At 59.1% G+C, this 24,275-nt stretch carries 18 protein-coding genes; 13 read left to right on the top strand and 5 right to left on the bottom strand.

The features are described from left to right. The first annotated feature begins 1,476 nt into the window (after window positions 1-1,476). Complete coding sequence (locus tag HGB51_RS03115; protein ID WP_084738783.1) at window positions 1,477-1,998, top strand: H-NS family nucleoid-associated regulatory protein; 522 nt, start codon at window positions 1,477-1,479, stop codon at window positions 1,996-1,998. A gap of 90 nt (window positions 1,999-2,088) precedes the next feature. On the opposite strand, the gene HGB51_RS03110 is transcribed toward HGB51_RS03115, so the two are convergent. Next, window positions 2,089-2,739, bottom strand: a complete 651-nt coding sequence (locus HGB51_RS03110; protein WP_084738782.1) for a response regulator transcription factor — start codon at window positions 2,737-2,739, stop codon at window positions 2,089-2,091. A gap of 678 nt (window positions 2,740-3,417) precedes the next feature. Between HGB51_RS03110 and HGB51_RS03105 the strand changes: the two genes are divergently transcribed. The 6 genes from HGB51_RS03105 (at window position 3,418) to HGB51_RS03080 (ending at window position 12,211) form a co-directional block, all read left to right on the top strand. Then, a complete protein-coding gene (locus HGB51_RS03105) occupies window positions 3,418-4,104 on the top strand; it encodes a hypothetical protein (protein ID WP_070206314.1) in 687 nt (228 codons plus the stop codon). 1,547 nt (window positions 4,105-5,651) lie between these two features. After that, on the top strand, window positions 5,652-7,706 hold the full coding sequence (locus HGB51_RS03100; RefSeq protein ID WP_171966722.1) for a TonB-dependent siderophore receptor: 2,055 nt from the start codon (window positions 5,652-5,654) through the stop codon (window positions 7,704-7,706). Window positions 7,707-7,727: 21 nt separating this feature from the next. After that, window positions 7,728-9,422 carry an ABC transporter ATP-binding protein/permease gene (locus HGB51_RS03095; RefSeq protein WP_070206312.1) on the top strand — a complete coding sequence of 565 codons (1,695 nt, stop codon included), beginning with the start codon at window positions 7,728-7,730 and terminating at the stop codon, window positions 9,420-9,422. Between the two features lie 175 nt (window positions 9,423-9,597). Next, window positions 9,598-10,038: an ankyrin repeat domain-containing protein gene (locus HGB51_RS03090; RefSeq protein WP_084738781.1), complete on the top strand. Its 441-nt coding sequence runs from the start codon at window positions 9,598-9,600 to the stop codon at window positions 10,036-10,038. Between the two features lie 1,143 nt (window positions 10,039-11,181). Then, window positions 11,182-11,814 carry a cupin domain-containing protein gene (locus tag HGB51_RS20440; protein WP_343034350.1) on the top strand — a complete coding sequence of 211 codons (633 nt, stop codon included), beginning with the start codon at window positions 11,182-11,184 and terminating at the stop codon, window positions 11,812-11,814. 166 nt (window positions 11,815-11,980) lie between these two features. Next, entirely contained in the window at window positions 11,981-12,211 is a 231-nt protein-coding gene (locus HGB51_RS03080; RefSeq protein ID WP_070206311.1) for a hypothetical protein, read from the top strand. A gap of 913 nt (window positions 12,212-13,124) precedes the next feature. Here the strand turns inward: HGB51_RS03080 and HGB51_RS03075 are convergent. Continuing rightward, window positions 13,125-13,616, bottom strand: a complete 492-nt coding sequence (locus HGB51_RS03075; RefSeq protein WP_070206310.1) for a hypothetical protein — start codon at window positions 13,614-13,616, stop codon at window positions 13,125-13,127. A 573-nt stretch (window positions 13,617-14,189) separates the two neighbouring features. On the opposite strand from HGB51_RS03075, the gene HGB51_RS03070 reads away from it, so the two are divergent. Continuing rightward, window positions 14,190-14,630, top strand: coding sequence for a hypothetical protein (locus HGB51_RS03070; protein ID WP_141738972.1), 441 nt, complete (start codon window positions 14,190-14,192; stop codon window positions 14,628-14,630). A 256-nt stretch (window positions 14,631-14,886) separates the two neighbouring features. On the opposite strand, the gene HGB51_RS03065 is transcribed toward HGB51_RS03070, so the two are convergent. The 3 genes from HGB51_RS03065 to HGB51_RS03055 all read right to left on the bottom strand — a co-directional run bounded on the left by HGB51_RS03065 (window position 14,887) and on the right by HGB51_RS03055 (window position 18,404). After that, window positions 14,887-15,981 (bottom strand): hypothetical protein, encoded by a 1,095-nt coding sequence (locus tag HGB51_RS03065; RefSeq protein WP_070206308.1) that lies wholly within the window; start codon window positions 15,979-15,981, stop codon window positions 14,887-14,889. 626 nt (window positions 15,982-16,607) lie between these two features. Beyond that, window positions 16,608-16,919 (bottom strand): hypothetical protein, encoded by a 312-nt coding sequence (locus HGB51_RS03060; protein ID WP_070206307.1) that lies wholly within the window; start codon window positions 16,917-16,919, stop codon window positions 16,608-16,610. Between the two features lie 93 nt (window positions 16,920-17,012). Beyond that, window positions 17,013-18,404 carry a site-specific integrase gene (locus HGB51_RS03055; protein WP_070206306.1) on the bottom strand — a complete coding sequence of 464 codons (1,392 nt, stop codon included), beginning with the start codon at window positions 18,402-18,404 and terminating at the stop codon, window positions 17,013-17,015. A 354-nt stretch (window positions 18,405-18,758) separates the two neighbouring features. On the opposite strand from HGB51_RS03055, the gene HGB51_RS03050 reads away from it, so the two are divergent. From HGB51_RS03050 to HGB51_RS03030, 5 genes are all read left to right on the top strand, one after another. After that, entirely contained in the window at window positions 18,759-18,905 is a 147-nt protein-coding gene (locus HGB51_RS03050) for a hypothetical protein (RefSeq protein ID WP_171966688.1), read from the top strand. 800 nt (window positions 18,906-19,705) lie between these two features. After that, window positions 19,706-20,293 (top strand): hypothetical protein, encoded by a 588-nt coding sequence (locus HGB51_RS03045; protein ID WP_141738971.1) that lies wholly within the window; start codon window positions 19,706-19,708, stop codon window positions 20,291-20,293. A gap of 942 nt (window positions 20,294-21,235) precedes the next feature. Beyond that, window positions 21,236-21,937: a DUF5343 domain-containing protein gene (locus HGB51_RS03040; protein WP_141738970.1), complete on the top strand. Its 702-nt coding sequence runs from the start codon at window positions 21,236-21,238 to the stop codon at window positions 21,935-21,937. After that, window positions 21,934-22,518 (top strand): Swt1 family HEPN domain-containing protein, encoded by a 585-nt coding sequence (locus HGB51_RS03035; RefSeq protein ID WP_070206302.1) that lies wholly within the window; start codon window positions 21,934-21,936, stop codon window positions 22,516-22,518. The genes HGB51_RS03040 and HGB51_RS03035 overlap by 4 nt, the downstream gene beginning before the upstream one ends. Window positions 22,519-22,669: 151 nt before the next feature. Then, window positions 22,670-24,193: a MobA/MobL family protein gene (locus HGB51_RS03030; protein WP_070206301.1), complete on the top strand. Its 1,524-nt coding sequence runs from the start codon at window positions 22,670-22,672 to the stop codon at window positions 24,191-24,193. Window positions 24,194-24,275 lie beyond the last annotated feature (82 nt).

Genomic DNA, 24,275 nt, shown 5'->3' with positions numbered 1-24,275 from the left:
ACGACATGCCGTTGGCTGTTTTTTCATCATCCGGTGAGGGCTTGTCCTGGACAATCGCCGCAACTTCGCTGGGTAGGCCGTGAAGGCCGTGTCCAGTCCGTCGCCTTCCCAAAGCGGGAAAGTTCACAAAGATCTGTGCGGAGTGGCGTTTGATAGGCAAGTTTTTAATCACGGACGTGCAAGCGGACATGGCCGACTCGGCCACGGTTCGATCCTTGAAGCATGTGGCGGTCACTTGCAAGGCATGTCGGCACAGCGCTGTTCTTACGCCCGGCCACGGCCTCGAAGACATTGGCGGGGGAGGAGTCCTGACCTGCCCTGGATGTGGTGCGCATCAGGCGGTAAGCAGGCAGTGTTTCGAAGACATGCTTGCCGACAAGCTTCGAAGGGGCGGGTGATGGAGTGGCGGCGGTTGGGCGTTGCGCGACTTGAGTCGGAGCCTTGCACTCAGCCCGACGCTACTGGGAAAGCTGAGAGCGGGTCAGAGTGCGAGCAGCAGGTGGGCCCCCTTGATGCTGTCCTCCTCTCGTTGCAAACTCGAGCCGTCAACGCGTAGGGAGCATCCGATGGCCCAAGCAGCCAGTGAGATTCGGCGAGTGACATTGTCGGTCGGCAAACATGTCTACACGTCCGAAATATGGCGGGAGTCAGAGGGGAGCTGGGCGCTGCTAAAAGTCCAAGTGCATGGGGTCGGTGTGGCTGAGGCTATTGGGTTTCACGGCACGTCCTGTCTTCAGGTGCTCCAGCGAGCCGAGGGGGTCGCAGTGGAACTTATTGCGCGCGAGAGCCATTGATTGTGCCAGAGCGCTCTGCGGCCGTAGCGCGCGTTGCGTCATCGGCAAGGGATCGCAGCCAAGCGAAATCGCGGTCCGCCGAAACGACATCAATCAGGGAGAATGTTCTGCGTAAACCCAATCTGGGCAGGTGCCCCGGTGGTGCCCTGAACTGCGTTTTCCCCAGGCTGTGATGCACACAAGGGCTAAAAGAAGGAGCCCTGCTCCCCCAAGGGGTGCGGGAACGGGGCTGCTGAAACCTGTCCCTCAGCGAAGGCCAGTGAACTGCAGCACCGGGAAGAACAACACTTATCAGAGTGGTCGCCACAGTCTCTCGAAGGGCTTTCCCTAGCTAAGACACTGCGCTGCCACCGTATCACCTTAAGTGCTCCAATAGGCCGCCGTGGTGTTCATTTCCTCGTGTCATAGGCGAGCGCTTTCGGGCAATCGAGGACGTTTCGCGGGGAATAGTGTGCGACGCCTTGCCGGCCTTTAGGGGGCTCATGTGGTCCTGGCCTTAACCGGACGACTTCAAGAATCGTCCGGGATGATTGAAGAATGGTGACCAGATTCTCACTTCTAACGGAGTGAGCGAACTTCATTGATTGGACGCCGCCCTCGTCGCTATGAGCCTTGCTTTCTGGTGGGGCGCGTGTGAGTTAGGATACGAGTCGACTTTCACGCACGGGAGCATCCTTTCGCAATGACCACACTAAAATCAATCAATGCTGAAATTAAGCATTTGGAAGCGCGGAAAGCCCTAGTGGAGAAGCGCGATCGCGAGATGCCTAAGGCATTGGCCGTGCTCCAGAAATATGCAAGCGTCCTGAGCCCTTCGCAGCGCCGACAGATTGCCAAGCTGATTGGGGAGGCAAGCGGATTGAAACCTGCGAGCGGGTCGGGCACCGGGACGTCGCGGAAGGGTTACAAACTGGGCAAGGTGGCCCCCAAGTATCGCCTTCCCACCGGCGAGGTCTGGACTGGCCGCGGGAAGGCGCCAACGGCATTCGCTGCTTGGTCAACATCGGCCCAAGGCAAGGCGTGGGCCAAAGCAAACCCCGGCATCAAGTTCCCGCTGATTGGTGTCGCCGTGACAAAGACGGCGACCAAGGCAGTAACGCCTACGCGCACGGCAGTGAAGAAGGGGGTCAGGCCGGCGAAGCGGCCTGTGGGGAAGGCCAGGAAGACGCCTAAGAAGGCGTCGGCGACGAAAAGAGCCAAATAGCTCCGTAGCGTCGACACGGGGGCTTTCCTTTGACTTGAATGACGAGGTTGCTGTGCGTGCCGGGGGCGTCTTGTCGGGGCCGACGGTATTTCAGGCGCTGATATACCCCTTTTCCTTTGCGCGCCTCAGCAGTGCCAAGGTCGTCCGCACCCCCAGCTCCTGCATCATCATGTATTTGTGAGACTCGATGGTGCGAACGGAGAGTCCCATTTCCCCAGCAATCTCTTTGGGACGCTTGCCTTGGGCTACAAGCTCCAAAACGCGCAAGTGAGACGGCGTCAATCTGGGTTGGACAGGGGCAGGGTCTGCGGCCATTCGGGCGGTCAAGGTTGACGCCACGTAGGTTCGACCTTCCACGACATCTCCCAAAGCCCTAAGCAGCTCTTCGCCTGCGGCAGACTTCGGCAGATATCCCATCGCCCCAGCGCGGAGCGCCATCGCCGCCATGGAAGGTTCGTCGTGCACCGAAAGAAAGACGAGCGGCGTTTTATGCCCTTCATCATGCAGTATCTTCATGGCATCAATGCCATTGACGCCCGGTATGCTCACGTCGGCAATGACGACGTCGGGCGGTGAATCACGCACTGACGCTACAAGTGCCTCTCCAGAGGTGACCATGTCGACAGCAGCAGACACTTGGGAAAGCAGATGGCAGATGGCTTGGGCCACGATTACATGGTCGTCAGCGATGAGCGCTCGCTTGAACAGGTGTGTCGCAGGCCACGATTGCCCACTCTCCATACCAGGAGCTCCTTCACGGGTCGACGGGATCGCTAAGGTTGCTTCAAGCCCTGCCCGGATACGCAGGTAGCAGCCCCCGCTGCATTTCCGCGACCCCCTCAGGCAACTCCGGTCGGAGGACCACAACTCCTGCTGCGTCTCCGGCCTGCCTAAGCAGAAGGACGAGAACGGTCCGCATGGCGGCGCTTCCGATCCAGACCCTCCAGGTCACCCACGATATCCGGGCGTTCCAACATGAGGGGCCCACCGAAAGAAGTGGCTCTCTCACACGCCCTCGGAAAGAATGTGCGCCGAGGGCAGTGAAGAGAGCGAAAAAACGATTCATACCGTCAGCCGCAATCGCGCAGCAGCGTGGACCGTCCAGCAGTGACGCAAGTCTCGTATTGGCTGTCGCGATACATGGGCGCTTCGCCCCTGGGCCGGCACATGAGGGCATGGGCGGCCAACGCGCGGTTTTCGGCTCTGCTGGCTACGGGTTGAATTCGACCCGGTCAATCGGGCACGCTTCGGTGACGGGCACGTGGCAGGCATCTGGCAACTGGCGTGGCACCTGAGCCCCAGATCCGTGCGGCGTTCTTCATTGCTGCCACACCTGAAAGGCGGAGCCGGTCGCCGGGCTGAAGCGGTATCGCAACCTCGCGCAGAGTGTGAGACACATCCTTGGTCAAGAGAGAACCCATGAAGCACCTGAACCGCATTGCCTTAGGTATCGCATCGAGCGTCTTGGCCCTGGGCGCGCAAGCGGAGGGGTCTGCCAGCCCCAAGCGCCCGTCCGTTGAGCAGCTGCAAAAGCTGATCGTCAGCGAGTCTCCTGAGACGCAAGTCATTGCCCCGGACAAGGAGCGCATCACGGCGCGCCGAATCGATATTGTCGATGAGAAGGGGGTGATTCGAATGACTCTGTCTGGGCAGACCCCAGCCCCCATCATCGACGGCTTGCAATACAAGCGGGCCTTCAACGTTGCGGGCATGGTGCTTTACGACGAGAAGGGCAGCGAACGTGGGGGCTTTGGAACCGCGGACGTGGACGGCGGGATGGCGGTGCTAGCCCTGGATCACCCCGCCATGGACGCCATCGGCTGGCGCGTTTCGCCGGACGGGGAAGTGCGCTTCTCAATCAATCAAGCGCCGCCCTTGGTCCGCGAGCCGCGTCTGGGCAATCGCCTGATTCCAGGGGTCGAAACGCCGACGAGGATTCAGATGACCGTGGCTGCCGATGGCACGCCAGCGATTTCGCTCAAGGACCAACAAGACCGAGCCAGGCTCCGCCTGACCGTTACCGCCCAAGGGTATGGAGCGATCGAGTTCCTCGACGCGCACGGGAAGGTGATCCATACCCTCGCTCCGGAGGCCGGGCGCGAATGAAGCCTCTCGGCCATTGCCGCGGCGGGCTCCGCGTAACGCGTATCGAGTCGAGGATTCGTATGCAGGGGAAGCCTGCCGCGTGGAACGTTCTCGCGGCTCAAGTCCTGTAACACACCGAGCCGAGGCATTCGTTCCATGCCAATCCAATCGTTCCGGTGGGTCGGCCCAACGCGTTCTCTTGATTCAAGCGGCTGCCCCGGTTCTCAGCGCCACCAGCGATTCTGCCGAAGTTGCCTGGGTCGTCGGTTCGCTCTAGGAAGAAGTGTCGACACTGGATGCACCGCTGGAGGTCTTGGGACTACGTCGGTCGGTCAAGCAAGTGGGTGCATTGCTGCATGCCGACCGCAGGGGCTTGGTGGTTCGGGACAGGGCCCTTGCGCGCCCTGGGGCGGTCTTCCCCTAGGTGGGCTCACGAGGCAATGCGTCCACGCGCAGAGCATATGGATACAGTGTTAAATATCTGTCGCAGAGCCGGAGAGCGTCGGCTCCTTAGGGCTAAGGTGAGCGCTTGCCCTTCTGGCTTGGGCATCGCGGTAATTTGCGCATGCATCCTGCAAGCCTTGGTGGGCAGCCTTAATCATAGCCTGCGGGCTTAGGATCGAGTTGCTGTCCCGTTCTATTAGAAGAACAGGAAGAGAGCCAAGCGCTTCCTTTCGGTTGTCGTGCAACTCTGATCTGTTACCTTTATTTCTCGCACGATTTGTCATTGCAGTCTCCTGAGGGTGATGGCTGCATCTAAGCACCCGTTCGTAACGGCGCAAGAGCCTCGATGGCGTGGATTCGCATATCTGCAGCGCACTTCACAATACGCAGCTCAACCGCTACTTGTCTCTCATTACGAGAAAAGGAGCTGAGAGGCAGCTAGTTGCGGGGCTGCATCGCGTCTCGCATGAGGGAGGTTCAAGGCTTGCATAACAGCGATCTGGTAAGTCAAGAGTTTATGGGGTGGTCAAGGAAGTGGGGCGTCACGACTCTTTGCCTTCGTGCAATGAACGCTCAAAGACCCAACCTGCAATGATCCGGCATTGCCGTCGAAGGCTCGCTCCAGCGGGAACGACCTCACGGATGGAACTTGATCTCTTGCCGCCTTGAAGCAAACGGGCGACACATCAGGTGTCCCCACGCCTGTCGGACAGTGCTGCTGTCCAGACGGACATCAAGGAGCGTAGCGGTCGGAGTCGTCGCGGTTATCGTCTTGTGCCCGCCGAGGGTCGCCCCACTGGCCTATGACGCAAAGGGTCGCACGCAGGCGGTCTGCCTTCCTCACTTCGCCAACTAGACCGCCATAGAGCTGCTATTGAAATGTTATGACATAACGTTACAATGCGGCAGTCGGTTCCGGTCTACGGGGGAGGGCACGTGCAGCGCCCGCCGATGCTCCGCCTGCACGCCTCCTCACTGAAATCATCATGATCAAATCGACCACGTCCTCGGGCCGAGCCCACGGCTCTGAAAGGCATGACCGTTTGCGTCCCGTTCACGCCCTACTGGCCGGCGCCTTCCTTGCCGCAAGTCATGCATCCGCAGAAGAAGCAAAGCGCCCCCCGGTGGACACCGCCATCTCCGACTTGGATACGATCAAGGTCGAAGCGCAGCGCCTTGGCACTACGGAGGGCACTGGCTCCTACACGTCTCCCGTGGTCACTTGGGGGGGCAAAGCCCCGGTCCCAGTGTTGGGCCTCCCCAACTCGATGAGTGTCATCACCCGCCAGCGCATCGAGGACCAGAACTTGGTCACCGTGGAGGACGCGCTTCGGGAAGTGACCGGCGTCACCGTCACCCCGTGGGACGGTGCCACAAGCCAGATTCGGTCCCGCGGCTACAACTTAGAGTCCTCCTACGATGGGATTCCCGCTTACGGAGCACTCTCTGCGTTCCAACAGTTCGATTTGGCCATCTACGACCGGGTGGAGGTGCTGCGAGGCCCGGGAGGAATCTTCCAAGGGTCCGGCCAGCCTGGTGGCGTCGCCAACTTCGTTCGCAAACGCGGCAGGGAGGCCTTCGGCGGCTCCATCGTGCTCTCCACGGGGAGTTGGTCCAACTACCGCGGCGAGGTGGACATTGGCGGCCCTCTGGATGCTGCCGGGCGCGTGCGCAGCCGCTTCATCGCCTCCGCGCAGGAGCGCGATTACTTCTATGACACCGCTGACTCGAGCAAGCGCTTGCTCCACGGAACGCTGGACTGGGACATTGCGCCTTCCACCACTGTTTCTCTCTCCGCCACGCATCAGTCGGATGATGTGATGCCCTACATGGGACAGCCGGCCTTCACCGACCAGCGATTTTTGGGCGCGTCTCGTGCCCTCTACGTATACCCCGACTGGGTCATCCAGCAGTGGGATAAGGAGGCCATCACGCTTGACCTGGAGCATCTCTTCGACAACGGATGGTCTATCAAGGGTCGTGCAAGCCGGCAACGTTTGGACTGGTATTACAAGGACAGCTATCCGACTGGCGGCGTCAACCCACAGAGGGGCACGGTTGTCAGCTACGCCCGTCGTCAGAGCGACAGCGATGAGATTAGGGAGGGCGTCGACCTCTTTGCAGCCGGCGCGTTCCAGGCGTGGGGTCGCGACCATCACGCAATGGTTGGCGCGACCATGGAGGAATACGAAAGCACCACGCGGTATGGCCAGGGCCCCGTGGTCCGCGACGTTCCAGTGCTTTCCCCCAACGTGGTCCCCGAGGTGCCGATTTCCTACACCTCCGGCTACCATTCCATCACGCGCCAAAGCGGCGTTTACGGGCAGCTGCGGATGGCGTTGACCGACCGCCTTACCGGTGTCGCCGGCGGTCGGTGGAGCAATTTCGACGTGAAAAGCCGGTCGGTGTCGCCGCAGCCGCTCACGGCATGGGTGGACGGCGCCCAAGCCCATGGGGAGTTCACCCCATACGCCGGGGCGGTGTTCCACTTCACAGACAATGTGACGGCCTACGCCAGCTACGCAGACACGTTCATCCCACAGACGCAGCGAAAGGTCTCCGGGGAAGCGATCGATCCACGCATTGGAAAACAGCTGGAGATCGGTGCCAAAGCAAGCGTCCGGGGAGGTGCGCTGAACCTGGCCGCCGCAGCCTTCCAGACAAAGGACGTAAACCGCTCCTACCCAGACCTAGAAAACCCGGGCTTCTTCTTGCAGGCTGGCGAGGTGGAGGTCAAAGGGTGGGAGGTGGAGGCGAGCGGAAGCCCATTGCCAAACCTCGACCTGACGGCGGGCTACACGCGGCTGCTGACTCGCTACGTCAGTCACCAGACCTTCCAAGAGGGTTCGCCTTTCACGCTTTTTGAGCCGGACCACACGTTGAAGCTCTTTGCGAACTACCGCATTGAAACCGGGGCGCTGCGCGGGCTGTCATTCGGCGGTGGGTTGCACGTCTCCAGCGGTATCTTGGGCACGGGGGTGGCAGGAGTCCGGGAGCAGGGAGGTTATGCGGTCGCAAGCGCGCACGCAGGCTATCGCTTCAGCGAGACCCTCCAAATGAGCGTGGCGGTCAACAATCTCTTTGATCGCCACTACTTTGAGCGGGTTGGGGGCCTCAATAGCTACAACACGCCTGGAGAGCCGCGCAACGTCCTGGTGACCTTGCGCTCGACGTTCTAACCGCCACCCTGGTCCAGTGCTATGAAGCTATCAGCACGCGACGCGTGGCGGTTGGTGCGGCCATACTGGGTTTCTCAAGATCGGTGGCGGGCCTACGGCCTGCTCGCCACCGTCATAGCGCTGGACGTTTTCCTGAATTACATCGGGGTTCGGCAGACGCTTTGGCAGAAGAACTTCTTCGACGCCTTGGTGGAACGCGATCTGCCTGCCTTCTGGAGCCAAATGGCAGAACTGTCGGCCATCGTGGCCGGCATCGTGGTAGCCGGAACGGGGCGGGTTTGGTTCGAGCAAGCGCTGGAGATGAGGTGGCGCACTTGGCTAACAGGCCACTACTTGGACCAGTGGACCCAGGAGAGCACCTACTGGCGCGTGGGCGCCTTCGGCGCGGTGGACAACCCAGATCAGCGCATTGCCGAGGATCTTCGCCTCATGGCAAGCGAGACGCTTCGGCTTTCAGTGGGGGCGCTTAACTATGCAGTGGACTTTTTCACCTTCGCAACGATGCTGTGGGGACTCTCTGGAGCTGCGAGCTTTGCGTTGGCGGGGACGACGGTGCAAGTTCCCGGCTATATGATGTGGGCCGCCGTTGTTTACGCGCTCGTGGGCTCGGTCATCATGGAGCGGGTCGGTAGGGGTTTGGTCCCGATCGACTACCAGCAACAGCGAAGAGAAGCCGACTTTCGCTACCTGCTGGTCCGGATGCGCGAGAACGCCTTGCCAATCGCTTTGTGGCGTGGGGAGGCGGTCGAATCAAAGCGCCTAGCCACTGCCTTTGAGCGCATCCGCGGCAATTGGGGGGAGATCATGCGATACACAAAGCGCATCACTGCCTTCAATGCTCTCTACGTTCAGAGCTCGATGCTGCTGCCCTACCTGATTACGGGGCCGCGATACTTTTCCGGGGCGATCACGATCGGCACCGTGATGCAGCTCAACAGCCTGTTCAACCGAGTGCGAGGCTCATTGTCCTGGTTCGTCTACAGATACAAGGATTTGGCCCTACTTCGCTCGGTGTTTCAGCGCCTTTATGAGTTCGATTTGGCCTTAAAAAGGCCAAGAAGTAATGGCTTGAAGCGCCGGAAAGGAGGGCGCGATCTCGTGCTGAGTTCCGTGGGCCTCGAGCTTCCAGACGGCTCTAGCTTGGGGGTAGTAGACCGATTGCAACTGCATCCGGGCGACCGGCTGTTGATTCAGGGTCGGTCGGGCAGTGGGAAGTCTTTGCTGCTCAGGGCTCTTGCTGGCTTATGGCCCTTCGCCTCGGGGGAAGTGACCTTGCCAGACGGACTCACCATGTTCCTGCCGCAGCAAACCTACATGCCCGACGCAACGCTTATGGCCTGCTTGGCTTACCCGTCAGATCCGGAAGGCTTAGACATCGCTGACGCGCGCGCAGTGCTTTCTGACGTCGGCTTGGGCAAGCTGGGGGACGAGCTTGAGTGCGACGAAACCTGGCATCGACGCTTGTCCCCTGGCGAGCAGCAACGGCTGGGCTTTGCCCGTGTGTTGGTGCATAGGCCAGCGGTGCTGTTCTTGGACGAGTCAACGTCGGCGCTTGACCCGGAGGGCGAGTCAAGGATGTATCAACTGCTGGAAGAGAGGCTTCCGCGGTCCATTGTGATCAGCGTCGGACACCGGCCCATGCTTCAATCTTGGCATCCGATCTCAGTGGAGTGGCCCGCCCTCCGTCAGTCGCAGGTAACCGACCAGCCGGTGTGAGATTCATCGTGCTGGGACGGGAACACAGCACCGCGACACCCGTTGCCAACAGCCGGCGCAGGCGCTTCGCCATGGCCCACCCGTCCTCGGCACTGTCCTGGACCCTAAGCTGGCGCTGCGTCCGTGGAACGTCTACTCTTCCGAGCAGTAGGTGGGCAACTTTCGGGAGCCGGGCATGGATTACGCTGCACTTGCAAGAGAAGAAGGTTGGGGGCGTTTTTACGCGAGTATTCCCGATTTCGCTCAGGCTTTCGAACAGTTGCAGCGGGTTGTGCATGGATTGCCAGACGACCTTGCTGCAAGGGCAAAGGACTTTGGTTTCCCGCACTTGCACCGGGCTTGTGTCAACGGGGATTTAGAGTTGGTGAAGGCGCTGCTTGCTGCGGGTATCGGTCCGGACCTGTATCCATGCACTGAAGACGAAGACGATGAAACGCCCCTGGTATGGTTGGCTCAATCAGAGGACATGACGATCGAGCTGAAGATTCAAGTCTCAGAGCTTCTTCTTGCGCATGGCGCTAGTGTCGATGAAGGCGATCCAGTTGAGCATGCGTTGGAGGTAGGGGACGACGCGTTCGCGGAGTTCTTGAAAGCGAATGGGGCAGGGGTCGAGTAGTTTTGAAATCGATGACCGTGAGGAGTCAGCGACGCCCGACGCGCGAACGCCGCCCAAAGCGCAGCGGTGAATCAGGACTCCAGCATCAATGTGTTCCTGCGGAACGCATTTGGGTAGCAGCAATCGCCGTCTTGGGTTCTGCTCGGCGCAGCCGTCTTACCAGCTGGGCTTTTCGGACGAGAGCACTGCGATTGCGGACCTCCCTTTAGTCTTAAGGTTCCGGTCGAGCAGGTGAGTGCGTTCCGAAACGGATCTTCACGCTGCCGTCCACCACGTTGACCACTCCAATCTCTTCCGGTCCGAGTTCGACCACGGCCGGCCAGGAATGGCAAAAACGGAGTGGCCATGCGGCGGGTGTCAGCGTTTGCCAGGTGGTTCCGCCGTCCTTGCTTGCACTGACTTGGTTGAAGCACGAGGTGACGAACACAGTGCCGCCGGTATGGTCATCACGTGGGGTCCACAGCGCTGGTCCGCCATCGGCGTGCCCAGTCCAGCCGGCCAGGTGCGCCCGTCGGGGGAAGTCTTGTAGGACACAGGGCACCGCGGGTCGTCTCCGCAGGCTTCCACCATGGGGAAAAACTCCCGCCGGGAACGTTTATGCGCCCGGGCACAACGGGATCTTCCACCTGGCTGATGGATTCGCGTGGATCTTATATCACGCCGACTCTGGCCCCGAGACGGGCTGCACCGAAAGAGAGCTCCGCGGGTGCAGCCGCGGAGCTGGGACAAAGACGGCAGGCCCGCACTAGACATCCCGTCGGCCGTGCGCCAGGCGTGTTTGGGTGAGTCCCACTTGAGCAAGGCTGCTGCCCAATGTCGCGAGCACTGGGTTGCGTCGATGGTTTCGACGGTCCGGTTCTAATGTATGTGCCGAACAGCCGCCCCCTCTGCCAGGGCATACCGGTGAGAACCCGTTGCTGGCGCCCAGCTCCCAGGGAGGACTGCAAGGTTTGAACGAGATTTCTTTTCACAACATTCACGCGCCCGCGAGCAAATTGCTATCAACGACGGGGGAGACGCCACCCTTCAGGGGTGTCTCCAAGCGGAGGGAACCCGGATATTGCAGGTGACCTAGCAGCTATTGGAGCATGGCGCGGGCCATGCGGTCGATACACTGCAGCTTAAGTGGATGGGAGTGGGCCAATGGAGCCGATTACCATCGCGAGGCGCTTAAGTGGGTCGCAGAAGTGCAGCGGGGGCTGCCACCTGCGTATCCGGGAGGCCGGACGCTTCCGCTCAACGTATCATCTGCATACGCATAGAGAGCGCCGTAGAAGTCGGAATACTCACCCGTGGCATTTTTGCCACGCTTTGGTTCCACCACTGGCCCTCATGAACACAGACTTCCCCTCTCCTGAACAGTATGCTGCCGAGCGACCACGTCATGGTGCGCTGCAGGTCTTGGATGTCCACTCCCTGCAACGCGAGGTCACCGGCTCATACCGCAACCAGGTCTTGCTGGAGTTCAACGAAAGCTGCATTCGGATGGCAGTTTTCCACGGGGAGTATAGGTGGCATCTACACCCAGACAGCGATGAAGTCTTCTTGGTCTTCGAGGGCGAGCTCCAAATTGATATCAGCTCCGGGGCTGGGTTCGCACTCGGGCCGTGGCAGTGCGTCACTATTCCTGCAGGGACGGTGCACCGAACGCGCGCTGTTGGTCGCACGGTCAACTTGACTGTGGAGGGTCGGAGCGCGCGCACCGTGTTTGTGGACGGGCCTGAGATCGCCGAGGCGCTTGACGCGCCCCCCTGCGTCCAGCCGTTGCGAAGGTGAAGAGCGAAAAACTGTGCAATGGGCCGAAAATTCGAAAAATTTGCTAAACGCCGCGCAGAAATAGCTTTTGGCGGGGCTATTTCAATGATCCATGTTGCGGTTTCTTCCTGGCAACTTATCTTGCTCTCTGACAGCTCGCATTCGCGTGCGCAATACAGAGATTGCTATGGAGAACGACGCTTCATTCACGATAGAAGCCGCCTATCGGAATAACTGGGAGCCCGTGCCAGAGGGTGAATTTACAACCTTTGAAAAGGCACTGGCTGCGATGAAGGAAGTCGAGGTCAGCCTGGGGTGGCGAGGACTGCGCATAGTCGATGCCGACAAAAAAGTATGGATCTATGGATTGGAGGAGGAGACATCTGATGAGGATGAGGATGAGGAAGAGGGTGCCTAGCTTGTGATGTGCGGGCAATGCAGGACTACCGAACTTACGTTATCTGGCGTATCCATTCGTCGTTCCGGCAGACTGACGCTGGTGAGCCGCCTTGGCAGGTCGGGAGCCAAATCCGTATCAACCAGAGCAGGTCGTCCAGACCCAGCGCCTCGGTCACATAGCTATCGCCCAGGCCTACGCGGGGACATTTGCCAAATAGGGCCGTCCAGAGACATCCGCGGTCATCCTCGCTGTAGAGATGGGCAGCGTATCGGGAAGAGTCCAGACACGAGTCGCATTCTCCAGTCCGCTTCCATAGGTGAGGCCGCTGATGGCCAAGTGGATCTCCGGGGCGCTTACTGCAACAGAGAGCAGTTGCAGGAGGCGGTCAAACTGCGTATCGGTGACGGTCGCCTCGGCCGCGAGGAAATCGTTCTCGCCAGGCCTGTCTGGGTCTACGACCGGGTAGGCTACGCCGACTGAAGCCCCGCCGGCGGCAGTCGCAGTCCCGCGGAAGATAGAGATGGTCCAAGGCAGACGCGACAGTCTCTGCCAGCATCTCCTACCAAGCCATACTTCTCCGACAGCTGGCCGGAGCAGTGAAGAACGTTGGAATGTTCGGGTCCAAGGGACACGGACAGGCTTGAGTTGGATACTTTGATCGCCAGCCACAGATCCGGGTGCATTGAGGTCAGGACAGATGGAGATGCGGGATCTTACCAATTGAGAGGCGCCGGGTGGGGCAGTCCCCGATGTGTTGAGTGGATTGACCTCAACGTCAACGGATCTACGGCCCACCCGGATGTCTGACGCGCAATTTTCCTTGGATCAGCGCGCAGGACGGTGGCGGCGGTCCGCCCGGCTGGCTTGTAGCTCAGTGTCCGACCTTCACGCGCATGGCATCCACTAGCGCCTCAACATTGCCTTCGAAGCGTCAATCTTTCCTGGCACTGTGAACTGCCTCGCTCATAAGGTCCGTTTCCATTGTCGCTTCGCTGATGGAGAGCGTATCAGGCAGCCTCCAAACGCGAGTGGTATCCAGAGGGCTTGCACGGTAGGTCAGTCCGGTTAAGCACAGCCCCAGTTGGTAGGCCCCGACACCCAGGGTCAACAGCTGAAGAATGCGATCAAACTGCGTGCTGGGCACCGAGACTTCGGCAGCAATGAAGTCGTCATCCCCCGACCGATCAGGGTCGGGCACGTGAAATGCTTTGCCGAAAGAAGCAGAGGTTGCGGTGGTTCCTTCGCTACGGGAGAGAGTGATGCTCCACGAGACAGGCGAAAGGTCTTTGTCGTTGGTGCTTTCCAATTTATAGCCTTCGGCCAGCTGACCGCTGCAGAGGATGGAGCTCGTCAGCTCCGGACCGATGGCTACCGAAAGTCGGGCGCTGGATAGGCTGATTCCAAGCCATAGCTCTGGATACATGGGACCTCCGCCGATGTGTTTGGTCGATCCTACCAAGCAACCAGTAACGTGTGTAGACGCCGCACACTGGCGGCGATCTGCGAAGGTGTGCCATGGGGCTCATGCGTCGAATAAGCGCTAGGCCTTGGGGGAAGCACCGGCCTACCTGGCGATCAAAAGCCGCGCGATTGAAGCCAAGGCACCGGTGGGGGTCAGATCCCCGTGGAACGGTCGGCGGGGGTCGACAGGGATGCCATGTTCATACGACAAGCGGACTGACCTGGCGGTCAAGTCGGGTCGGCCAGGAGTCGCGCCCGGCGAAGAGAATAGCAGCGATAGCAACGTCCTACCGCTAGGCGTCGTCGCCTCACAATGCGCAACGCCTCGCGGTCCTGCTCACGCCCCTCATCAAGGCGAAGGTCGGTCTGGTTGACAGGGCGCAAATGCGTGGCATAACCAGTGTGGTTACTTAACGCGTGTCCTATGCCAAACCCCGTATGCGAGTTTATCGATCTGTTGCCTGACTTGGTGCCCGCACTGGTGTTGGGAGCCAAAGCCGGCCTATCGGTTCACCGGGTGGACCGAGAGGAGGCATTGGCTGAGATCGACGGTCATTTGACCTCTTCCCAGTTGATGGACTTAGCCTCATGGTCGAAAAATTACGTCGCGCAGGCAACCGAGCCCTCACCGGCTCACCATGTATTCTGGGAGGCCGACGTGACCTTGCCGGCGAGAATCCAGGCCGAAGCTGGGGGTGAGGTCGACTGGAAGTGGGTCGAGGCAAACGTTGCTGGCGAATTCGAGTATTTCACTCGGATGGCAATCGTGAGGGTGGGTATTTCCTTCGCCCTACTGACGACAGAGGTTTATCGATGCGCAGCTTCTGATTTGCACCCGAGTAGGATGAGTGAAAGCTGGAGCGAAAGTGTGGAGATTGAAGTGGGCAACCACCTCAATGCAGCCCGTCGTGCGGCCGAGCTGCTGTTGGAGCTGGGGGACGTCGAGGCTCTCATCCTGATGAGCAACGTCGGCTAAGCCAGCGTGGATGACGGCAGGCAGCAGATGAACTGACGTTGGCTTCCCCTTCGCATTAGCGTCCAACCTGACTTGCAGCACGTCAGCTGGTTTGAGCCGCAGGGATCGACAGGCGACGGAAGATGGGGCGGTCCAGGGAAGCGTTCGGTAAAGTTTCCCAGTGTCTAGATCGCGGCGGGTCGAGGGATTCCCCCACTGAAGAAATGGGCCTCGCTGGGCGCCCTCCGGCTAAGTGACGATTGTGACCGTCATCGGCCTATCTGCCGGGGCGAAACCCAGGCGACGCAGGGCGAACGGACGAAACGGGTGACTTATAGCTTTTCAAGGCATCGTTGAGCTGATTGATCATAGCGGCTTCTGCGGTGGGAGCGGGGGCTGAGCGTCCATTGAGCTCAACTATCTTGACATCACTCGAAAAGGTTTCTACGAAGCCTTCGATCGCGGAGGCAGTTCTTAGCGAAAGCCACCCAGTCACATCTCCGTCAGGCTTGAAAGAAGAACCAGCTGCCAGCAGATGGAGAAGCTCACGGGTGTGCTCGTCCCTTTTCATTACCTCGCCTCGATGGTCCTTGTAGAGGCGGCCACCCTCCTTCTTCAACTTTTCATCGAGTGAAGGGTCTTTCAAGTTGTCCGCCAGGAACTGCAGAAGAGCCACATCAGCACTAACCTTTGTCTGCCTGTAGTCGACGAGAGTCTGAGTTGCCTGAGTTAAAGGCGTGCAAAAGAAAGAGGTAGGTCCGTAGGCGCAGTAGTGCAGCCAATCCAGTTTGCTCTCCTCGGTTGACGCAGAGATTTTGAGCCCATGACTGACCAGTCTAAGCATCTGAGGCTCAGGCAGCCTTGCGGAGGTCTTGGGGGTTGCCGCGCGATATGGTGCTACGCGATGAACGAAAACTCTGTCGTTGCTGTCGCTACACTTCGCCTGAAACACAGCAGCCCTAGCAAACTCATCGCCGAATTTGATTAGCAGAGAGAAATCCGCACCTGTGGTCCCCTCACTTTGACCACTTTTGCCGTGCTTGTTGTGATGGCCCCACGTCAGCCCGGCACTCTCGCGTGACTCAAGGACTTCAAGGACCCAGGTCGCCGCGCTGACATACGCTCCTAAAAGCATGGAAGTCAGTTCTTCCTCCTGCTGTGGGTGAGCTAAGTGTGCCTTCATAATTTGGAACGTCGCAATCTGAAGTGCCCCGGCGAGAGGGGTAGGTTGGACATACTGGTCCAGCGGTCCAATGCAAGCATGGATCAGCTGCTCAACCCTTAAGATAACCTCGCTACTCGGCCACTCCGTAGACATGATCTGCATCCATTTCCCGAGGCCGACATGAGGCCTCTTCTTCGGTGCGAGCATGCGTCAATACCTGCGAGATATCAATTCCGGCAATGGATCCCTCTCGGTTGACCCACGCTTTGACTACCTCCTTCCAGTTACTCGGGAACGAGACGAGTATTGCGGGCGCCGCGGCGCTCGCTTTTCTCTCCAGTTCGTCGTCGGCCACGACGAGGTCGGTAGCTTCTCCGCCCCTTTCCTGCGCCAAAGTGGCCTTGGCAAGCGCAGTATCAAAGGCGAGCCAACGTGCTTGTTCGTCCCAGTGTCCCACTGCCGCTTGGATCGTCGCGAAACAACGTCGGCCGCCTGGCTTATTGCAGGGCGTGGTTAACCACCGCTCCGCTGTTGGACCCTCCTGCCGGGACAGGCAAATGCCGTATTGAATCAGGTGCCTCCTAGCTCGTGCTTGGTTCACGGTATATGGTCCGAAGAGTTTGAGTCCCTTTCTATGAGGCAACGCGACTTTGTCAAGGGCACGGTTGGTTGGCGCAGCGATTCCACCTGTCTAGCCTATTTGCGCTGGACGTCGAGTCTGTGGGGGAGGTTAGGTATGTCGCATGGGCCTGTGACGACAGTGCGCCGAGGTGGGGCGGAGTGAACGCCCCCGCCGTGAACTCAGGCCAAGCAGGTCCTAGTCGGCCGAGCTCTTACGGGTAGAACTTCGCATACTTGCCGAGCTGCGTCTTGACCTGGCCACGTTGACACTCGGGCGGGGTCACCGGTGGTAGGAAGCTACCCCTCGATGCCCCAGCATGTTGAAGCACCTCTCTGAGGTAGAGGTCCAAGCAGAACTCATGGACGTAGGACCTTATCTGATCCGGCATCCCTGGCCGGGAGTGGGCATACTCCATTGGCAGGTTGAGTCCGTAGCCGATGTGGAGGCTGTATGCCCAGATATGGATGATTGAATCACGCAGTCCAAACGAAGAAGCGATCTTGGCAAGTTTGTCGTAGGTCACGTCGGGGCCTCGTCCAGTGAGAGGCCCATTATCAACTTCTAACGCCCACTTGCTGGTGGCTGGCCGGGCACGGGACTCAAGCAGGTTGAGCGGTCAGGGGTAGAACTTCTTCGGGTCAGCCAGCTGCGCCTTGAACTGCCCTGTCTTGTAGGTTGGAAGCTCGACATCCGGGCGATACTGGTCAAGCACGGCGATCTGCTTCGTTCGTGCCAGCGCCGGCTTCTTGTGGAAATACGCTTCATGCAGCACCGGCACCTTCTTGCTGATGGAATGCCCGGTCACCAGGGCAATGTCTTCATCAGCCACTCCCTTGTGGTGGAGTTCTGTGGCAATGGTATGGCGGAAGGCGTGGAAGCCGACTCCCTTGCCGAAGCCTAGGCCTTTCATGTAGGCGCTGAACTGGCTCAAGATGCCTTGGCTGTATCGTGCGTTTGGCTCCCCTGTGTCTCGCCGAACGCCGGCGGATAGATGTGGGAAGAGCCTGTGGTGCCCGCATGCTTGGATGTCCTCCACGAAGGCCAAAAAGCCTGCATCAAGCAGCGGCGGCGGGATGGGAAGCGTCCGAATGGCGGCCTTGCCTTTTAGGCTTTGGCGGCTCCGATTCCTGTCTTTGTGGCTAAGGTCGGCATCAACCGTCTTCTGGATGCGGATGCACCACACGCCGCTCTCCTGAACTACGTCGGCCAACTTGAGCTGAGCCACTTCGTTTATGCGTGCGCCCGTATACAAGCCGATCATTGGAACCCACCAACGGTGAGGCGCTTTCATTGCCCAGGGGATGAACGTCTGGGGCGCGAAGATGCGCTGAAGGTCCGCCTCATCGAACAACCGTTCGGCCTTGTCCGGGTCAACCACCAAGTCCTTCTTCACCTCGGCAAAGAACTTCATTGGGGAGCCCGCAATCGCTTTGGCGTCTTCCAGACGCCCAAAGAACGTGACCAGAAAGCGACGGTGCTTCTCAACGGTTGCGCGCGCCGGTGGGTTGACGTGCAGTCGTTTGCCTTCTGTCACGGCTTGCTCGAAGGTCCAGCCGCGATAAACGGGATTGGAGAAGAACAGCGGCGGCGTCCAGCGCATCAGTTCCCACAGACGATAGATATGGGTGTGATCAATACGAGAGACGGGGATGTCGCCGGAGGCCATCTGAAGCAGCTTAAGGGTGCGGGTGGTGGCTTCGATGGTGTCGCGCACCAAGCCCATGCGTTCGCGGTCGGCCAAGTAATCGCTGATCTCCACCGACAGCAGGCGAGCGGGAGCGGCAATGGGCAGCGGTTCTGGATAGCGGGTCGCGTTCTTGCCCAGGCGTGCCCGCCGGGCGCGTTCGCAGGCATCGTTGATGATTTCCTGGGCGTGGATGGCGGCCTCACGGCCGCTGACAATCATCTCGCCGATGCGGACCCGGCCGATACGAACATTGGTGAGCGTGAGCGTGCCGGTGGAGTCCGACAAGTAAGATTTGAGGTAGTGCTGAGTGGGGTTGGTCACTGCGTTGCTTCCATCTGAAAGATGGAAGTAGGGATACGACAGGCTGCAAAATCGTCAATCGGATTTCGACACTTTTTGCAACGCCTCAGGCCTCGGTGGGGAAGCCCCTTTTGGGCACCAGTGTGGGCCGATTATTCCGCCGTTCGCCCGGGGAAAAAGGGAATGAAAACAGTGGCTTGAGAGGACGGCGGGGCGAGCTTCTCGGAGTCATTACCGTACTGTTTAACCAATATAAACTAACTAATTGCTCTTCGAAAAATGAATGCCAGCTAAACGAACAATATTTGTGGTTAGTTTGTATGTGGGTTTTTCATATGCTCGGCATGCCACCACATGGTGGTGAGGAGAGACGGCATGGCGAAGAACGAGCAGACGGGCCCGAAAGCAGCGAAGGCCTCAAGTGATGTTTTGCGTGACGGTCGAACTGGCAGCAAGTCGAAGACGGCGGCGGGCTCTGCCCTCAGCCAGGCCCCCGACAAAGGCAAGAAGGGTAAGAAGTAAGTCCTAGGGAGGCCAGCATCGCATGGTGTTGGCTTCCTCCCGAGCTGTAGCCCCCTACGCGAGCCCATTGAGCTAAGCTCTGGGACGTTACGGCTATGGAGAGCAAGTGACCATCTTTCGGGTATACGACATCGTTTGGGACGTGGATGGGGCATCGGTGACGCTTCCGTCCGAAGTCGAGATCGCCTGCGCTGACATGGAGTTCCTGCCGGACGCTCTATCCGACGCCTACGGGTGGCTGGTCAAGGACTTTAAAGTGTGCCGGAAAACAAGGGCGGAAGACTAAGCCTAGACGGCACTTCGGAGACCGCCTAGCCACCAGGCGGCGAAGCCGCTCGATCGGTTCCATTGGTTCACCGCCCTCTTGCCCACTGATCCAACGCCCAGCTCAGCTCAATTCGGCTAAGCTGGCGATATTCGTTGTCCCGCCGGCCGTAATCAAGGAAGACTCGATGGGTGTCCTAAACGTTTGTTGTTATCCAACCTCCATTGCTCTCAAGGCTGCTGATCATGCATATGTGTCTTGTGGAGACGGGGCGTATGCGTGGGGATGTTGGGGAGGTAATAGCGGTGGAACTGTAGTTCGTTCTGGGACGGGCAGCACCACGCGTGCAGACGCCATAGCCGGTGACAAGGGCCGAGCAGGCATAACTCACTACCTCATAAATGGCGTATGCCACCAGTCTGCGAACAGAATTCTCCTGCCAGCACGCATCACTGCTAGCAATGCTCGTGGTCACCTGCTATCGGTTTCGATATTCGGGCTGTTTGGGCGCCCCTCAGCGGGTCTCGGTCTCTTCTTGGCACCTTTGCATTTGCATGGTTCGACGTCAGGTGATCTAGATGCGTGCATTTACCAAGGAACTGCGGCTCCCCCCAATGCCCCGCCAGAGCACGCCTTCATTGTTAAGAGCATCGATCTTTACCGTGAACTGTATCCGGAACTGCTGATTGAAAATTCTGATGCGGATGGCAGTCACCGGGCTCCGGATCAGCAGCTGGGTAAAAATCTAGTCGAGACAGCGGCTAATTTCAACATTAGAAATTTCAAGCTATTCGTCAGATATCGCGCTGTAGCTAGAGGCCAAGCGTTTAGCACGATTCAGTACCATGAAATGATGGTTGCCCGTGAAGAATTTGAGAGATCCAGGGAGGTGATAGAGATTGAATTTGGTGAAATTGGCCCCCGCGGGTGGCAAGATTTTGTTAAGAAGTTTGATGGCCTAACGCTGCATTTTCAGGACCGCCTAGCTCAAATTTTGCCGCCTCAGGACTACGAAACTCTGCTTGACATTTCTCAAGAGCGTCGCATGGTTATCTCAGACCCCGAAATTGTAGAGAGCGTATATGCGCCAGGTTCTAAACCAAGAGGGCCCGGCAGGAGCTAGGCCTGAATACGGGCGGCGTTTGACCCAGGCTGAATACGATGAACGCGCCGCAGCGATTCACGAAGGGCTTGCGCCAATCCCTAGCAAGGCCGAGCAACGCGCAGTGCGGCGCGCCGAGCTGGACTTGGTGATTGACTACGCATTGGGGGTGAACGTTCCTCAAGGGCGGAGGGATGATATCTGGCGAGTCCATGAAGAGCTCCATGCGCGCAATATTGCTCACTTACTTGCGGGGTTTTTGATTTGCCCGGCTGATCCGTCGCGCTACATGGTTAGGGCTCGGGTGCGAAGGCTGTCCAGGATTCTTGACCGTCAGAGCGTGTGCGCTTTCCTCGGGCTGAGTGCGCAAGACTACGAAGCTCTTATCTGACTAGATCACATGCGTCATGTGGGCGAGCACGGCGGGCGGTGCGCTCCGGGTGTCAAGGTGTGGTTGCGCAGCCGGGGGAATCCTTAGCTGCGATACTGCCGCGTTTTACGCCGCCCATTGGGCATTAGTAGCCTAGGATCTGTTTGTGTTTTTGCTATGTTCCGGTGCGTAGGTGCGGAGCGACACGCTCCATCAGCTGTTCAGTCGCCCTACCAAGCCCCCCGGTCAGGTCAGTTGTATTCAGGTCTATCACCAAGACCGAAACATTGACCTTGCCAACTTTCCCGATGGCGATCACCGATGGCTTGCCCTGTGGACGCTGTGGAACGGCGATGATCGCGTGGTGAGACCCATACACGCCTGCATAGGTGACGACCTGAACTGCTTAACTGAAGTAGCCTAACTGTCGATCGTTTTAAGATGAACAACAGATAAACGAAGTCTTGCCGACTTTTGTTTTATAGCCCGTTCATATGCTCTGCGTCACTGATTGAGGCTGCGGCTGGATGCGGAGGGCTCATCCGCTGCGGCAGACCTTGCTAAGCTGATGAACCTATCAAGGAGCGATACAGATGGCTGATTTGGGTGCAGAGAGTGCGGTCCAAGGCAAGACAGGCCAAGACAAGACAGGCCAAGACAAGGCGGCGCGTAGAAAGATTCCTGGCGGGCTTCCATACACCACCAGCCCGGGAGTGTTGAAGAGTGTGCTCGAGAAAATTCCACACTCGGAGAAGCCACATGTCTTCAACCCAGATTTCATATCGACAGTCCTTGGCTCCTCGGGTGGTGCCGCTCGCCAGATTCCACCAATACTAAAATCCGCCGGTTTGCTCAGTCAATCAGGCGCTCCAACTGAACTTTATTCTCAGTTCCAAACAGATTCTGGGCGGTCCGCCGCTGCGGTTCAGATCCTCAAGAACGGTTTCGCCGAAGTATTCAGGAGGAACCAGTTTGCTCACAAGGCAGATGAGTCTGCCCTGACAGACATCGTGGTATCGGTGACAGGACTGCCAAAAAAGGATCCAGTAGTCCGCTCTATCATCAGCACGTTCAAGGTCTTTCAGGACTACGCTAAAGGTGTGCGAGACACGGACGTAGCGGAGGTCGAACCTGCACCGGTGGATCGAGAGGCCAGCGCACCGCTGGCGTCTTCTGAGGGAGTGGTGCGGACGATGCAACTTGCCTACAACATCAACGTTGTCCTGCCGGAAACGACAAACGTTGAGGTCTATAACGCCATCTTCCGAAGCCTTAAGGCCAATCTGCTTACATGAGTGACCACACCATAGAGCTCTTTGTGCTCAAATGCGCCGTTATTCAATCGGGGTTGAATGCCGACAACATTGCTTTGGATCCCGACCTTGCTCCGCTCGACTCTGATGAGAGGCTCGAGCCATTTATCAGGCAGTTCGATGCCAGCAATAGAAGAAACGCGGCAAAGATGTCTAGGTATTATGAGCTGTTCTATCTGCTCGAGAACGACATTAGGCGTTTAATCGTTGATACGATGGAGTCAGCGCACGGTCCAGAGTGGTGGAGCACGCACGTCCCCCAAGGCGTGGCAGAAGAGGCTAGAAAGAATCAGACGCGAGAGGCTAATGCTGGTGTGTCAAGCCGATCTGATGACAATATCGACTACACCACTTTTGGTCAGCTTGGCGAGATCATTCGTGACAACTGGAGTGACTTTGCTGGGATGTTGAGCAACCAGTCTGCTGTCACCCGCGCGCTCTCCGGCCTAAATATGCTTCGTGGCACCATTGCACATTGTGGTGTGCTGGCTGAAGACGAGGTGGACAGGTTGAAGCTTGCGATTCGGGATTGGTTCCGGGTGCTGGAAGGGCCGAGAAACTGATCTTTAGAGAACAATGAGCAAAGCAAGAGCGCACTTAGGCATCCTGACGGATGCGTGCGCCAAGGGCTGCGCCCCTGGAACCCCAAGCCTCTGCGAGGCTTGCCAAAAGCATAAGCTGGTCCATAAAGACTCCTATTTCCTAGGAGTTTTCATGGCCATCTACCACACCGCAGTCAAGACCTTTAGCCGAGCCAAGGGCCAATCGGCCGTCGCCGCAGCCGCCTACAGGGGCGGGCTGTTGCTTGCCGACCTTATCACCGGGCAGCAGCACGACTACCGCCGCAGGAGCGGCGTCGTCGAGACGTTCTGCCTTGCGCCCCCTGATGCGCCAGACTGGGCGCTGGTGCCCGGCGAGCTCTGGGCTGTTGCGGAGGCCGCCGAGCGTCGCAAGGACTCGACGGTGGCGCGTGAGTTCGAGCTCTCGCTACCGCATGAGCTCTCCGACGAGCAGCGGGCGCACCTCGCGTTCGCCATCGCTGAAGCGTTGGTCGACCGATACCAATTCGCCGTCCAGGCGAGCATCCACTCTCCCGGCACTCCGGACGGGCTCAACCACCACGTCCACGTCCTTGCCAGCACGAGGCGCATTGGGCCTGAGGGCTTTGGCGAGAAAACGCGGGAGCTGGATGGCGGGGCCTCGGGGAAGTCTCAGGTCCAGTGGGTCCGGGAAATGATCGCTGAGACCACGAACGCTCACCTAGAGGCTGCGGGCCTCGCCGTGACCATCGACCATCGGAGCCTGGCCGAACAAGCCCGATCCGCCGCCGACCGAGGGGATGAGCTCCAAGCCGCCGCCCTCTCCAGGGAACCCACCAAGCACCTGGGCAAGTCGGCCACAGCGCTGGCACGCAAAGGGCAGGAGAGCCGCCTTGCTCTCGAAAACGAGACCATCGAAGCGAGCAACCAAGAGCAGCTGGATATGCTCTCCCTTCAGGCAGGGCGAGATGGGAGGCCGCTGGCCAGCCAGACGCTCGGTCGGGAGTGGGGCTCCCGGGCGTCGGTGCCCCACTTGGCGCCGGGCCTGGAAATCCGGGGCGTCTCCGGGATTCGTCTGGCCCAAGTCATCGGCCGGCACCATGAGGGCACTGAAGCAGAGGAGCCGATCAGTCTTGCCGAGCGCATTGCGCAGGCATTGCGGGATCTTCAGGACATCGCTCGCGCCAGGGCGGATCTCTCCATGCACCGGATCCGAGCCGGCTTGGAGTGGGCTCGGGACGCACTGGCTGATGCAGGGGAAACCGTGGCCATCCGCCAATGGGTAACAAAAGCTGTGCTTCAGGTTCGAGCCCTGAGAAACGCCGTCATTGGTCGATCCATGCGCATGCTGGCCTTGGGGAGGGCGGAGCGGTTGCATCACATTGCCCAGCAGGAGTGGGAGCGATTCAACTCCGATTACCCACTCGGCTCTGCGTGCTACTCGCGCCCGGAGTGGATACGACGCCGGGAACGACGCCTGTCCGTCTTGGAGCAACGGACCAAAGAGCTTGAAAAAGCCAAGCTACGTGGATCCGACGGGGCACTGGCGGAGGTGGATGCCGACGTTCTCCGCCGTGCCTCCGAGCTAGAGGGCCTGGCCCCACCGGGCGAACTCCTGCCTCAGCAGCAGGAAGTGACTCGCATCGATGAGCAGCAGGCGCCGCCGACCGCGAAACCAAAGCCCCCAGCCGTGCACTGAAAGCTTGCACTGAAAGAAAGAGCCCCGCTTAGGCGGGGCTTTGTCTTTTAGCGGGGAGACAGTCCAGGGAAGGGCTGCCGAG

This window comes from Stenotrophomonas bentonitica, from assembly GCF_013185915.1.
Taxonomy (GTDB): Bacteria; Pseudomonadota; Gammaproteobacteria; order Xanthomonadales; family Xanthomonadaceae; genus Stenotrophomonas; species Stenotrophomonas bentonitica.
Note: the sequence above shows the minus strand (reverse complement) of the source record. Positions and strands in the feature narration are given on the sequence as shown.